The following is a 12,426-nucleotide window of genomic DNA, read 5'->3' on the forward strand; positions in this document are numbered from 1 at the left end:
GCTCCGACCATTTTTTCCAACTCATTTGGCGGGTGGATGATGTTGGCGTGGGGGCTTGCTCCCGCCCGTGGCGGACGCGCGGCGACCAGTGGTGGGTGGCTGCTGCGGCGGTCGGCAAACTAAAGTGCCAAAACAACCCCATGCACAGTAGCGATGCCATTGGAAGATAATGTTTTTCCGAAAACGACTTGACGCGTCGGGCAAAACAGGGGCATCATGTCACCATGCCAGCGGTGTCGTGATGGGAAAGTATCTCCGACAGCCGGCTCCTTATCCCATGTTGGTGATGCGCCGAATTCGGAGTGCGCCATTTGCGAAGCGTCGGCACGCTCGCCAAGTTCGGGTGGCGCGAAATGCAAACAGCGTCAACTAAGTCAGATCACGCAAAACTTTTGCCAGAACGTCGCGCCAAAGGACGGCACGATCACGATTCGCCGCAGAAAAAGAGCTGCCCACCTTTTCGGAGTGATCAACCTCCGCCTGCGCCACCGCGGGCAATCAAGCCTTTGGCGGGTTCATCGACAGCACGATGATGCGGCCGATTTTCTAAGAGTCGCTTAACGTCTCAGGTCGTCGCTACTGCCAAAGCCGGCGAGTGAGGTTGAGAAAGCCGGCGAAAGGCACGCCAACCAAAATGCCGACAGTGCCGTATGCGATCGCGAACAGCGCCGCCATCCATGGCCCTGAACTTGTCGCTATCCCCGTAAGCCGCACCAAGCCCCGCCAAGTGCTCCAGCAATAACGATCATATTGCGATCGTTGCGCGCCTCAACGTTGTGAATGGGCGATCGCTTGCGATCCAGGATCGGAGGACCAAACGGTTGCCTTGACCCGCGATCAGAAAATTTATTATATATTTTTTATTTAATGTGATTTAATATTGGGGGCTTAATTGTAACAGTGCCCGTGCCTGAGCTTGGCCTAGAACGCTGGGCATCTCCCTCAGCCACGCATCTTGGGGTAATCTGCAGGGACCCGGGTGGCATGGATCGAGATCACTTTGACGAGATGTCCATTGATGAGTTGTGGGCGCTGCACACCGACGTGGGTCAGGTCCTAGCCGTCAAGCTGATCGCAGCAAAGCGCGCCCTGGAGGAGCGGCTTAAACAGCTCGGCCAGAGAGCAGACTGGAGAGAACCGGGGATAAAACACTAAGGGAGCCCGGCGCGAGTGTTATAATTCGTGATTAATTTTAATTAACTAATTTATTTTTTTGACTTGCGATGTGATTTAATTGTCGCCTCGCTATACAAAAAGCGCGGCGCGGCCCTTCCTACTCCATTTCCCTTGCGCCCGCTCGGAAGGTCCGGCCATGACTGGTCTCCATCATTTCCAGAATTCCCCAACGCCAATGCGATCGGCCACTCCCTTCGAATGGGCCAACTTACCCGAGGCGGGCAATCGCGGCGGTCGAGCGGATACCGCTGCCGCTGTTCTTCGGCACCGCTTCGAAGTGCTCGCTGCTCAGATTGCCGAATTGGAAGCACTGCGCGAACGCGTCCTTGAGGCTGAGCAGAAGATCGCCTTTTGAGTTGAACAACGCAGCTACCTCCGCTCACGTCGGCCGTCCGCGCCAGATGAAGCGCCTGCCACAGCGCAGCAGCAACAATTGCTCGCGTGATGACGAGGATCAGCGCACATAAACAGGTGGGCTGTCACTTCTGCGCCAGCTTAATCGTTGCCACGGGCCACTTTCCGGGATGGCCAGTAATGGAAAGACGCAAGCCGTGCGCTTCGTCCAAGTGCAGTTCCTCGACAGTCCCTGCTGTACCGTCCGTGAGCACCACCGCCTTGCCGATCAATTCTGTCTCGGCTTCGTGATATTCGCGTAGAATAGCAGAGGCGTGAGCTTTAGCCCGGGGCATCTGCCGCATCTCGTTCTGGCTATGCGGCCACAACCGCTGAGACTGAGCTGCGTTCCTTTCTGAATGGGCGCACGAGGGATGGATGGCTGGATGACCTGACGCGCCGGGCAAAACAGGGGGCACGCAGGAGCGTCGGAGTTCCTTTAGTTGCAGGCAAGTTCGCTCGGCGCCGGTTGTGTGTTCACAACACCTCGGCACGAACCTGAGCCACGCCACGATCCGTAATCCCCAAGCTGCGCGCAGCAGCCAGCGAAAGGTCGAGGACACGACTGCGGACGAACGGACCGCGGTCATTGACTGTGACGATGACGCTTCGGCTGTCGTGAGTGACGCGCAATTTGGTGCCGAAAGGCAGGCGGCGGTGCGCCGCTGTTAGCCGATTACGATCAAACGATGAACCGCTCGCTGTCTTGCCTTTGAAATAAGAATAGTAGGAGGCTTTGCCGGAAAAGACTCGATTAGAAGATTGGGCTCCTAAACGATCTTTCGAAGGCTCTTCCGGAGTGAGAGGTTGCGCTTGCTGTGGGGTCGAAGGTTTCGTTTGCGTTTCGTCCTTCTTTGTCTGGTCGAGCCCCTCAGGAGCTGGCTCCGCGTGAGCTTTTGGAATGATGAACCACCTCTCATCGAAGGTTTGCGCGACAGCAGAAGTCGAGTAGATCGCCATCCAAGCTGGGATTGTTGCAATCGCGATCATTCTACAAAGAACTTGCATGATCGGCCTCACGCATGAAACTGATGGACAATGCAAACTCATCGGCCTGTGTTCCTGCACCCCGCATTCTCGTGCAGACAAAGGTGAGTGCATACCGATGGTTCGATGCGTAGTTCCGAGAGTACTTAGGCGCAGCGCAGCAAGCAGCCGTCTCGCTGCGGCGCATAGCCGCGTCCAGCAGGCACTGCTTGGCTTCTACTCCGATAGTGTAGTTCTTCGATGTCGAAACTGCTCGAGCTTCGCAATTTGCGTTAGCTGCCAGAACGCCCAGTCGTGCAAGGTCGAGATCAATAATCTTCTGGGACTTGTCGACGCTCTAGCAATGAGCGCTTGCAATATCGACTGCTAAGCGGCTGGTCGCAAATACCCCACCACCATCCTTGTCGTCTCGTCCACCAGCGTCCGCACCATTTTCTCCGACAGCATCTCGGCCTGGTTCAGCACCGTGTTGTGCGCGACCGCTTCGATCGCGCTGACGCAGATGAACGTCGCCAGGCCCGGATCGATCTTGCGCATCTCCTTGCGGCGGCTTTCGAGATAGGTGCGCACGAGGGTGTGGACTTCGCGGTTGAAGGCTTCGACGTCTTTGAGCTGGCCGGTGCGCGGAATTTGCTCGGCGAGGACGCGGTGCAGTTTCGGGTCGATGCGGTGGGCTTCGATCGCAACGGTGACGAGCTTGCGCACGGCATTTTCGATCGGCAGGTCGGCGACTTCGGTCAGCGCGGCGCGGACGAGGCCCATGATCTCCTCGTTGTGACGCTCGATCACGGCGGCGACGAGGGCCTCCTTGCTCGGAAAATATTGGTAGAGCGAGCCGACGCTGACGCCGGCGATTTCGGCGATGCGATTGGTGCTCGCCTTCTCGAAGCCTTCGCGGACCAGAATGCGAGCGGTTGCCTCGACCAGTGCGTCGACGGTGGCGCGTGATCTCGCCTGCGAAGCATTTTTCCGCGGTTTTGTCGGCGGTTTGCGCGCCATGGTCTTGCAGTCCGAATGCGAGTAGGAAAAGCGAGCGAATGCTCGCATTATAGTCGCAAGTGGCGGCGGGTCGGCAAGCGTCTTTGTCGCCCTGTGAGATCAAGCCAGGCGGAGAGAGGTGGCCATGAGCGTCGCAAAGATGTTGTCGTCCCTGCAGTTTTGCCCTGACTTCGGCGCGCTGCGCCGCGGCGATCCCGCGCCGAGCTTGCAGAGCCGTTGCTTCAATGCGCTGCTGCGGCAGCTTCCGTTCAAGCAGCAGCTCGCCTCAGCCGAAGCCGTGCAGGCGCGTGTTCAGAAGCTCGCATTACAGCCGGCGTCGTATGAGCCGACGGGACTGGGCCGCGGCGTCGAGGTGACGTTGACCAAGATGGGCGGCTGGCCGGTGTACTACACCGCACCGTCGTCGGGCCATGAGGGCTGCAATCACGTCATGTTCCTGCATGGCGGCGGCTTCATCAACGAGATCGTGCCGACGCATTGGCGCTTCGTCGGCCAGATGACGCGCAAGGCGCGCGTCGTTTGCGTCGTGCCGATCTATCCGCTGGCGCCGCGCGCGACCGCGAAGGAGATCGTGCCGGCGACGGCGGAGCTGTTGCGCATGCTGCTGGAAGACGCGGGGTCCGCAAAGGTCACGGTGGTCGGCAATTCCGCCGGCGCGGGTCTTGCGCTCGCTGCCTGCCAGTGGCTGCGCGATCGCGGGCACCGGCAGCCGGCCCGGCTGGTGCTAATCTCGCCCGCGGCCGATGCCTCGGTCAGCCGTCCGGAGCAGGTGGCGCTTGCGGCACGCGATCCCATTCAGGACATTCCGGGGATCGTCGAGGCGGGACGACTCTATGCCGGTGAGCTCGATGTCGGTCATCCCTTTGTCAGCCCGCTCAACGGCGCGTTCCGTGCGCTCGCGCCGATGACGATCTTCTCGGGCACGCGCGACCTTCTGTATCCCGACAGCGTCGATCTTGCGGAGCGGGCGAGGGCGGTGGGTGTGCCGGTCGAGCTGCATCTGCTCCGCGACCAACCGCACAATTACGCGCTGATGCCGACGCCGGAGGGGCGACGTGCGCGTGCGCTCATTTTGCGCGCGGTAGCTTAAAGGAAGGGCGTGATCATTGTCACAGAGCGCGGCGGCCCAATGAGGGTGGCGCTATCGAGCCCATGCGGAGGGAGAATGGGCGCGCCTCCGGGGCGTTTCCTCAACGTCGTAGTTCTACGGGCCTACGCGTGGCCCTTGATCTCGTAATGGCCCGGTACGCATTTGTAGCGCTCGAGGCGCCAGTTCGCGTGATAGATCGGATGCTCGCCCATCCATTTCGCCAAGGGGGCCTGTGCGCCGATCGCGCATTGCATCATCGACATCTCGGGCGTCATGTTGCTGTCGGTCACGATTTCCTCGACGCAACTGCCTGAGCTGATTGCGCTTAGCCGGCAGAGCACGGCAACGACGGTCACGAACATTCCTGTCACCTCATCGGTTGTTTCTGACCACGAAGAGGATGCAAGCGGAGTGCCAGAGCCTGTGACACGCAAACAACACGCTGGCCTGGCCGAATCGCCCCAGCGTCCGGAATCCATTTGACGATTCGGATTGTAAAAAAAATCCCCCTAAACCGAAGCCGGACAAATACGGGAACGGGGCAGCAATGCACAAATTATGGACCAGCGCCGCCCGGCGCCTTTCACGAGGCCTGCCCCGCCGTAACGGGTTGGCGCGCGTCGAAGCCGCACAATAGTCCGTCCGCCGAAATAACTGATGCCGAACATGGCAGCGCGCCGCTTTTACCTGCGGATGCGGCGCTGCTACAGTTTCGCGGCGCCCGATGAGCGCGGCAAGGAAGAAACAAACCGACAAGGGGAGGGACCGAAGTCCCATGAAGGATTTTGCAGGAAGGATCGCGGTCATCACCGGCGGCGGCACGGGGATGGGGCGAGAGCTGGCGCGGCAGCTCGTGGCCGAGGGCTGCAACGTCGCGATGTGCGACGTCTCGGAAGCGGCGATGGCCGAGACCAAGCGGCTTTGCGAGGTCGAGAGGCTGCCGCAGGGCCTGCGCGTCACGACACATGTCGCCGACGTCGCGATCGAGGATCATCTGAGGCGCTTTCGCGACGAGCTCGCCGAGCAGCAGAAGACGGACAAGATCCATCTGTTGTTCAACAATGCCGGCATCGGCGGCGGCGGCAGCCTGTTCACCAACACGCGCGAGCAGTGGGAGCGCACCTTCAACATCTGCTGGGGCGGCGTCTATCTCGGCGTGCGCACCTTCCTGCCGATGCTGGTCGCCGCGGACGAGGCTCACATCGTCAACACTGCGAGCGTCAACGGCTTCTGGGCCTCGATCGGCATGAACCAGGCGCACACCGCCTACAGCTCGGCGAAGTTCGCGGTGAAGGGATTTACCGAAGCGCTGATCAACGACCTTCGCCTGCACGCGCCGCACGTCAAATGCTCGGTGGTGATGCCCGGTCACATCGGCACCTCGATCGTCTCCAATTCGCGCAAGGTGCAGAGCAGTGACGGCTCGGACCAACTCAACGCCGACGAGGTCGCGCTGACCCGCAAGCGCATGGTCGCGGCCGGCGTGCCGGATGCCGACAAGATGTCGGACGAGGACATCCAGGCGGCGTTTGCCGAGCGCGCCCGCAGCTTTCTGGAGGATGCGCCGACGACGGCGGCAGCGGCCGCGAAGATCATTCTCGACGGAGTCAAGGCGGAGCGTTGGCGCATTCTCGTCGGCGAGGATGCCAAGCGCCTCGACGAGCGCGTGCGCGCCACGCCCGAGCAGGCCTACGACCGCGCCTTCTACGAAAGTTTTACGCAGGAGGTCGGCTGGCGGCTTGGCTGACCGCCCAAGAGGCGCGCGAATGTAGGTATGATAATCGTCATGGCAAGAGGTGCGCCGGTGATAATGCGTGCCACCTCTTGCCAATGTTCAGCGCCTTATGCCGAATTCGAATGTCACGCATGCGACGCGTCCGTGCGTTCAAGCGATGGTGATCTTGAATGGGTCTCATTTGACGCACGCCAGCTTGGTTGGCCAACCAAAATAGTCTAGTCAATCAGGGGTAACGCGACGATAGAGCGTAGCTCCCGATGATACCCGCATGCCTCTCCGACGACTGGACCCTTTGCCCGGAGAGAGAGGACATCTCCGCTGAATTCACGCGGCTGCTCACCGCGGCCCAGGAGGGCGGCGCCACGATCGCCGAATGCCTGATGATCGCGCGGCAGCTGAAGCGGGGCAACGATCAATCCTGGCATCGCGAGTGGAAGAAGCTGGCGCAGGCCAACCGGCAGCGTGCCGAAGCCGCCTTCGCGGAAGGCCATTTGGCGACGGCACAGCGCAACTGGCTGCGTGCGACGAACTACTATGGAGCAGCGGCGATGCCGCTCGACCCGGCCGACGAGCGCCGCTGGGTCGCAGTGCTCGCGATGCAGGAGTGCGCCCGCCGCTATTTGTCGGCCCGCGGTCCGGCCGGCGAGGTCGTGACCATCCCCTGGATCGACGGACATGCGCTGCAGGGGTACTTCCTGCCTGCGTCGTCGGGAAGGGGGCGGGCGCCGACCGTGATCTGCATCGGCGAGCCCGGCCACCGCAAGGAGGAGTTTCTGTTCAAGCTCGCGCCGCATGCGCGCGAGCGCGGATTCTCGATGCTGGCGCTGGACCTCTTCGGCGACCAGCGCGACGATTTTCTCGACGTGCTGCTGCGGCGCCGGGACCTCGAGAGCTCGATTCCCTGCGTCATGGACTATCTGGAGATGCGCAGCGATGTCGATTTCGGGCGCGTCGCGATCGTCGCGGACGGCTGGGGCTCTTCCTTCGTCGCGCGCGCGGTGTTGCAGGAGCCGCGGCTTGCCGCCGCCGTCTGCGACGGCGGGCTGTGGGATCTGCACGAGCGGGCCTTCTTCGCCAGCCGATTCGCGATGAGCGACGTCAGCATCGTGCCGGTGCCGCATGCCCCGCTGATGGCTTCCAGCGCCGACTGTCCCGTGCTGATCACGCTCGGCGAGGACGGCTGGCTCAAGGCCGATCGGGCCCGTCAGCTCGTCCAGAAATCCCGGCTCGGAAGCTCGGACGTGATGCTGAAGGTGTTCACTGCGGCGGAGACCGGCGCGGCGCAGGCGCATGCGGACAATCCCAGCCTTGCCAACGAATACATCTTCGACTGGCTCGAATCGCGGCTCGGCGCGGCCGGGCGGATCTGATCTAAAGCGCGCGTCAGAAGTCGAGGGTGAGGCGAACGCAGGCCTTCTCGAGGCGGGACTTCAGCATTGCGAGCTTGGCGGTGAATTCGGTGAGCTCGTGCTCGTCGAACTCCTGGAAGACGAATTCCTTGATGGTCTTGTACTGCTCGTTGAGGCTCGCCAGGTGCTTCTGCGTCTTCTCGGTCAAGGACAGCCGCACCACCCGGGCGTCGGTCGGCGAGGGACGACGGCGCAACAGGCCCTTCTTCTCGAGCAGCTTGGACTGGGTGGTGACGAACGAGGGATCGACGTGGAGGAGCTTGGAGACGACGTTGACCGGGATGCCGTCGTCCTTGTCGAGGTCGGAGATGGCCATCAGGATCAGCCATTGCGGGCCGCTGATGCCGAGCGTCCTCGCCCAGAACTGACGCAGCTCCTCCAGATACATGTTGATCGACGATATCTCCCAGGTGAAGCGCCTGATGATATCCAGATTTCCGATGGAGCGCAGGCGCGCACCCTCTTTCCTCGTTGCGGACACAGCGTCACTCCCGTGAACTGATTCTTCAGGCCGGTGTTCGTGGAAGGCCATAGTCCACGCAAGCCTGCCCTGACGCAAGTGCAGAGCAGGGTAATTTCGTCACTAAAACTACAAAGATGATCAGCTCAGCAGATGAGCTCACCCGTGGTGTTGCGCGCGGGGCACAGGTTTAGTGAAACAATAAAGCTGACTAAATAAACTATTTTGATTAGCGGAACAGCGTAGGCATATTGGCTGGCGACGGTGGGGGGTACTCGATCGTCCCGTTGCAGGTGGTTCGCTCACGTCCCTCGCGTTGCAAGCGGGTGCGTCCGAAAGCGCGAAGCGGCCGAGCGGATTGAAGAGGCGGGGACCTGGGGGGCCTCACGGTCCAGTCTCCGTAAAATGAGCAACTTGGAGGTTTTAAAATGAAAGTAGTGAAGAGCCTTTTGCTCGGCACTGCGGCGGGTCTGATCGCCGTAGGTGGAGCCCAGGCGGCCGATCTTCCGGTCAAGGCCAAGGCGGTCGAATACGTGAAGATCTGTTCGCTCTATGGCGCGGGTTTCTACTACATCCCGGGCAGCGACACCTGCATCAAGCTGGGCGGCTATCTACGTGCCGAAGTGGCGCTCAATGCCGGCGGCAACTACAGCGCCCAGTACAACGGCGTCTTCGCGGCGAATAACCGCCTGACGAACTACTACTCGATGCGCGCTCGTGAAGATCTCAACATCGATACGCGCACCGCGACCGAGTACGGCGTGGTCCGCACCTATTTCGACGCGGTCTTCACCTGGACGACCGGCAGCTATGTCGGCACCGGCTCTGCCACAGGTGCGACCGGCTACAGTGCCACGACGGCTGGCTCGTCCACCATCAACCCGACGGACGGCGGCATCTCGGGCGGATCGCTCGGCGTCTACTACGCCTTCATCCAGTTCGCCGGCTTCACCATGGGTAAGTCCGTCTCGCAGTTCGACGCGCCCTGGATCAACTATCCCGGTAACAACTTCGACCAGCTGGTCGGCGGCAGCGGCTCGACCAACGGCGTCGCCCAGTTCACCTACACGGCTGATTTCGGCCAAGGCGTGTCGGCGACGATCTCGGCGCAGGACCAGACTCAGTTCTTCACGACCAACATCTGGAACACGGCCGGCATGAGCACCACCGGCGTCCTCGGCGGCGCTTACGGCTCGAACGACATCGGCGGCACCCGGTCGCCCGACATCGTCGGCGTCGTCCGTGTCGACCAGGCATGGGGCCTGTTCCAGGCGTCGGTCGCCGCGCACGACAATCACGTCGGCTATTACGGCGCCACTGAAGTCACCGGTCATCCGGAAGACAAGTGGGGCTGGGCCGTCCAGCTCGCTCTGTCGATCAAGAACATTCCGACCGGCGCAGGCGACGTGATCAACGTGTCGGGCGTCTACACCGAAGGCGCGAGCCGCTACAACTTCCAGTCGCTGGCTGCGACCAGCTACTCGATGTTCGGCAGCTCGAATGCGGCGTATCAGAGCATCGGCTTCGCCGGCGTGTCTGACGCGGTGTTCGGCCCCGGCGGCAACCTCGAGCTGACCAAGACCTACGGCTTCCGTGGTGCCTACACCCACAACTGGAGCCCGTACTGGAACACGGCGCTCTACGGCGCGTGGGCTGCGGTCAACTACAGCGGCACGGCGAAGGGCCTGATCTGCGGCAGCGCCGCGTTCGCGACCCTGACCGGCACCTGCAACCCGGACTTCAACATCGGCCAGGTCGGCGTCATCACCCGCTGGACGCCGGTGAAGAACCTGACCTTCTCGGCCGACTTCACCTACAGCCATCTCGACCAGAAGTATTCGGGCGCGATCACGACCGGAGCACTGACGAGCGTCGCCAAGCCCGCGGCAACGTATGAGCTGAAGGACCAGGACACCTACAGCCTGCTGCTGCGCGCCCAGCGCAACTGGTAAGCGCGGTCTTCGGACATGAAGCAGCCCCGGCGGGAAACCGCCGGGGCTTTTGTTACGATGAGGGGTTCGGAAATCCGGCAGCTTTCCACGCAGCCGATGAAGACGAGCCATGCGATTCGATCGTCCTCAGACTTATTTACTTACCTGAGTTACTAAGCTATATAGATCTCGGCCGATTACGAAAGTTGCGGCTCTTAGCTTCACGCTAAGCCTCCAAGAACCTCCGGTGATGCCCCGCCGGAGGTTTTTCGTTTTGGGCTGTTTCAGCCGCGCATGGCGCGGCTGCGCGAGTTCGGCCGGTAGGCGAGGCGGCTGTGGCCGGCGCAGTAGGACTGGCCGTCGGGTGCAGCATTGCCGCAAAAGCAGAAATCGTCTTCGCCCGGTGTCGAGATCGGCCAGCGGCAGCGATTCTCGGAAAGCTCCAGCAGCGAGCAGCGGTTGGCCTCATCGATCGGCCCTGTGATCACAGGCGCGTCGGTCTCGCCGTAGATCGTGGCGAGCATCGCGTATTGCAGCCGCGGCACGGCCCTCGTCGCGCGCGCCGGCGCAAAGCCCCTGTCGTGAACCTTGCGCTCGTCGGCCGTCCGGCCCCGCGTCAGATTCAATCGGGACAACTTGCCGATCACGGCGTTGCGGCTGACGCCGATGTCGGCGGCGATCTCGCGGCAGGAGAGGCCGGCCTCGAAATGCCGCTTCAAGAGTTCAATGCGTTCGTCGGTCCAAGTCTGTGAAGCAGTCTGTGAAGCAGTCGGGGAAACAGCAGGCATGTGTAACGGTCCCAGGTTGCGAGATGTCGGCCATCCGCCTCTCGAGATCGGTCCGCCTCACGTCCGGCGCGCGCTCACGTCCTGCCATTGTCGCGGATCGACAAAAGCCCGTCCTTGATGGCGAGACGGATGCCTTCCTCGATCAAGGTACGTGCGACGCCGGGGACGCTGGTGCCGTGGGTGCCCTGTCTCACCAGTTTCTCCAGATAGGTGATGGTCGAGAGCGCCAAGGTTACGGGAATACGGTCAGTCTCGGCTTTTTCGGTGGCCATGGCCCGAACGCTAGCCTCTTACTCGGGTACATAAAAGTAACGATTAAGACTCTATTTAGGTTCAGAGGTGGAAGTCAAATCCGGGCCATGCCGGTGCGTCAGCCCATTGGAATCACTGGAGAAGTTCGGGCATGGCGCGGCACGCCGCCCGAAAGCCGGGCAGCGGCGTGGCGTCACCACATCAGGAGAGGCGGGGCCGGCTCAGCCGTGCACGATCGCCTTTTCGATCATGCAATGGATGCCCTTGGCGCCATTGACGGTCTGGGTCACCCGCAAATCGGCGGCTAGGCTGCACAGCGTATAGGCGTCCTCGCGCGACAAGTTTCGCGTCTCGCCGAGCAGCGCGATCATGTCGCGCAGCGCGCGCACCACGCATTGGTCAAGGTCGGGGTCCATCGCCATGGTCATGTAGTGCGTCGCCGTCTCGGCGCGGGGATAGTCGAACTTGAGGTCCTTGCGCAGCGTCAGGCGGAAGCGGCCCCGGAGTGCAGTCTCGATCGCGGTGACGCAGACCTCGCCGTCGCCTTGCACGCCGTGGCCGTCGCCACAGGAGAACAATGCGCCCGGCACGAACACCGGCAAATAGAGCGTCGCACCCGCACCTAACTCCTTGTTGTCGAGATTGCCGCCCATGGCCCGCGGGATCAGCGAGGAGATGCGGCCCCAGCTAGGTGGCGGCGACACGCCCATCACGCCGAAGAACGGTTTGAGCGGCAGGTCCAGGCCCCATGGCATGCGACCGACCATCCGCGAGCGGTCGAGCGGGATGTTCAGGATACGCGTCTCGTGGAAATCGTCGGGCAGGGTGCCGGACAGCGGCTTGATCATGTTCCAGCCCCAATCCTGCCGGAGTTGGACGTCGAGGATCTCGACCGCGAGCACGTCGCCGGGCTCGGCGCCTTCGACCGCGATGGGGCCGGTGAGGATGTGGCCGGGCAGCATGCGCTCGTTTTTGGCATGAACCTCGAACATCTCCGGCGGAATGTGAAACTTGTTGTGGTCGGGCAGCATGTCCGGACCGCCGCTGATGGTGTCGACCGTCACCTCATCGCCGCTGGCGACGGTGAGGACGGGCTTGAGCGCAGCTTCGAAGAAGCCCCAATGACAGGTTTCGGGGCTGGAATGCAGGTGGTGATGGGGCATTTGCCGCGTCCGGTTGGTTTCATCGGCCGCGGGCTTGACC

Annotated in this window: 14 protein-coding genes; 5 read left to right on the top strand and 9 right to left on the bottom strand. The window is 61.9% G+C overall.

All coding sequences use genetic code 11. From position 1 onward, the window contains the following. Positions 1 to 984 precede the first annotated feature (984 nt). Positions 985 to 1,155 carry a hypothetical protein gene (locus ACR9YP_RS23110; protein ID WP_370985931.1) on the top strand — a complete coding sequence of 57 codons (171 nt, stop codon included), beginning with the start codon at positions 985 to 987 and terminating at the stop codon, positions 1,153 to 1,155. A 229-nt stretch (positions 1,156 to 1,384) separates the two neighbouring features. Here the strand turns inward: ACR9YP_RS23110 and ACR9YP_RS23115 are convergent, their stop codons facing one another. From ACR9YP_RS23115 to ACR9YP_RS23130, 4 genes are all read right to left on the bottom strand, one after another. After that, a complete protein-coding gene (locus tag ACR9YP_RS23115) occupies positions 1,385 to 1,540 on the bottom strand; it encodes a hypothetical protein (RefSeq protein ID WP_370985932.1) in 156 nt (51 codons plus the stop codon). Positions 1,541 to 1,655: 115 nt separating this feature from the next. After that, positions 1,656 to 1,865, bottom strand: coding sequence for a PRC-barrel domain-containing protein (locus tag ACR9YP_RS23120; protein ID WP_370985933.1), 210 nt, complete (start codon positions 1,863 to 1,865; stop codon positions 1,656 to 1,658). Positions 1,866 to 2,046: 181 nt separating this feature from the next. Beyond that, a complete protein-coding gene (locus ACR9YP_RS23125) occupies positions 2,047 to 2,559 on the bottom strand; it encodes a septal ring lytic transglycosylase RlpA family protein (RefSeq protein ID WP_474217151.1) in 513 nt (170 codons plus the stop codon). 363 nt (positions 2,560 to 2,922) lie between these two features. After that, positions 2,923 to 3,555 carry a TetR/AcrR family transcriptional regulator gene (locus ACR9YP_RS23130; RefSeq protein WP_474217152.1) on the bottom strand — a complete coding sequence of 211 codons (633 nt, stop codon included), beginning with the start codon at positions 3,553 to 3,555 and terminating at the stop codon, positions 2,923 to 2,925. Positions 3,556 to 3,679: 124 nt separating this feature from the next. Between ACR9YP_RS23130 and ACR9YP_RS23135 the strand changes: the two genes are divergently transcribed. Next, positions 3,680 to 4,645: an alpha/beta fold hydrolase gene (locus tag ACR9YP_RS23135; RefSeq protein WP_438107965.1), complete on the top strand. Its 966-nt coding sequence runs from the start codon at positions 3,680 to 3,682 to the stop codon at positions 4,643 to 4,645. A gap of 122 nt (positions 4,646 to 4,767) precedes the next feature. On the opposite strand, the gene ACR9YP_RS23140 is transcribed toward ACR9YP_RS23135, so the two are convergent. Beyond that, positions 4,768 to 5,007, bottom strand: a complete 240-nt coding sequence (locus tag ACR9YP_RS23140) for a hypothetical protein (RefSeq protein ID WP_091893297.1) — start codon at positions 5,005 to 5,007, stop codon at positions 4,768 to 4,770. A 413-nt stretch (positions 5,008 to 5,420) separates the two neighbouring features. Between ACR9YP_RS23140 and ACR9YP_RS23145 the strand changes: the two genes are divergently transcribed. Continuing rightward, positions 5,421 to 6,392 carry an SDR family NAD(P)-dependent oxidoreductase gene (locus tag ACR9YP_RS23145; protein ID WP_474217153.1) on the top strand — a complete coding sequence of 324 codons (972 nt, stop codon included), beginning with the start codon at positions 5,421 to 5,423 and terminating at the stop codon, positions 6,390 to 6,392. 248 nt (positions 6,393 to 6,640) lie between these two features. Beyond that, positions 6,641 to 7,753: an alpha/beta hydrolase family protein gene (locus ACR9YP_RS23150; protein WP_370985938.1), complete on the top strand. Its 1,113-nt coding sequence runs from the start codon at positions 6,641 to 6,643 to the stop codon at positions 7,751 to 7,753. A 13-nt stretch (positions 7,754 to 7,766) separates the two neighbouring features. On the opposite strand, the gene ACR9YP_RS23155 is transcribed toward ACR9YP_RS23150, so the two are convergent. Further along, positions 7,767 to 8,273 carry a MarR family winged helix-turn-helix transcriptional regulator gene (locus tag ACR9YP_RS23155; RefSeq protein ID WP_164935046.1) on the bottom strand — a complete coding sequence of 169 codons (507 nt, stop codon included), beginning with the start codon at positions 8,271 to 8,273 and terminating at the stop codon, positions 7,767 to 7,769. 407 nt (positions 8,274 to 8,680) lie between these two features. On the opposite strand from ACR9YP_RS23155, the gene ACR9YP_RS23160 reads away from it, so the two are divergent. Next, positions 8,681 to 10,204 carry a porin gene (locus tag ACR9YP_RS23160; RefSeq protein WP_474217154.1) on the top strand — a complete coding sequence of 508 codons (1,524 nt, stop codon included), beginning with the start codon at positions 8,681 to 8,683 and terminating at the stop codon, positions 10,202 to 10,204. A gap of 263 nt (positions 10,205 to 10,467) precedes the next feature. On the opposite strand, the gene ACR9YP_RS23165 is transcribed toward ACR9YP_RS23160, so the two are convergent. The 3 genes from ACR9YP_RS23165 to ACR9YP_RS23175 all read right to left on the bottom strand — a co-directional run bounded on the left by ACR9YP_RS23165 (position 10,468) and on the right by ACR9YP_RS23175 (position 12,386). After that, positions 10,468 to 10,971, bottom strand: a complete 504-nt coding sequence (locus ACR9YP_RS23165) for a GcrA family cell cycle regulator (protein ID WP_474217155.1) — start codon at positions 10,969 to 10,971, stop codon at positions 10,468 to 10,470. 74 nt (positions 10,972 to 11,045) lie between these two features. Beyond that, positions 11,046 to 11,243, bottom strand: coding sequence for a hypothetical protein (locus tag ACR9YP_RS23170; protein WP_007603456.1), 198 nt, complete (start codon positions 11,241 to 11,243; stop codon positions 11,046 to 11,048). 201 nt (positions 11,244 to 11,444) lie between these two features. Next, complete coding sequence (locus ACR9YP_RS23175) at positions 11,445 to 12,386, bottom strand: acetamidase/formamidase family protein (RefSeq protein WP_474217156.1); 942 nt, start codon at positions 12,384 to 12,386, stop codon at positions 11,445 to 11,447. Between the last annotated feature and the right edge of the window lie 40 nt (positions 12,387 to 12,426).

This window comes from Bradyrhizobium sp. BR14999, assembly GCF_056106085.1.

Coding starts and splice junctions, on each gene's coding strand:
- ACR9YP_RS23170 (WP_007603456.1), bottom strand. CDS start 11,243: ATGGCCACCGAAAAAGCCGAGACTGACCGTATTCCCGTAACCTTGGCG.
- ACR9YP_RS23110 (WP_370985931.1), top strand. CDS start 985: ATGGATCGAGATCACTTTGACGAGATGTCCATTGATGAGTTGTGGGCG.
- ACR9YP_RS23175 (WP_474217156.1), bottom strand. CDS start 12,386: ATGCCCCATCACCACCTGCATTCCAGCCCCGAAACCTGTCATTGGGGC.
- ACR9YP_RS23150 (WP_370985938.1), top strand. CDS start 6,641: ATGATACCCGCATGCCTCTCCGACGACTGGACCCTTTGCCCGGAGAGA.
- ACR9YP_RS23165 (WP_474217155.1), bottom strand. CDS start 10,971: ATGCCTGCTGTTTCCCCGACTGCTTCACAGACTGCTTCACAGACTTGG.
- ACR9YP_RS23160 (WP_474217154.1), top strand. CDS start 8,681: ATGAAAGTAGTGAAGAGCCTTTTGCTCGGCACTGCGGCGGGTCTGATC.
- ACR9YP_RS23120 (WP_370985933.1), bottom strand. CDS start 1,865: ATGCCCCGGGCTAAAGCTCACGCCTCTGCTATTCTACGCGAATATCAC.
- ACR9YP_RS23125 (WP_474217151.1), bottom strand. CDS start 2,559: ATGATCGCGATTGCAACAATCCCAGCTTGGATGGCGATCTACTCGACT.
- ACR9YP_RS23140 (WP_091893297.1), bottom strand. CDS start 5,007: ATGTTCGTGACCGTCGTTGCCGTGCTCTGCCGGCTAAGCGCAATCAGC.
- ACR9YP_RS23145 (WP_474217153.1), top strand. CDS start 5,421: ATGAAGGATTTTGCAGGAAGGATCGCGGTCATCACCGGCGGCGGCACG.
- ACR9YP_RS23135 (WP_438107965.1), top strand. CDS start 3,680: ATGAGCGTCGCAAAGATGTTGTCGTCCCTGCAGTTTTGCCCTGACTTC.
- ACR9YP_RS23130 (WP_474217152.1), bottom strand. CDS start 3,555: ATGGCGCGCAAACCGCCGACAAAACCGCGGAAAAATGCTTCGCAGGCG.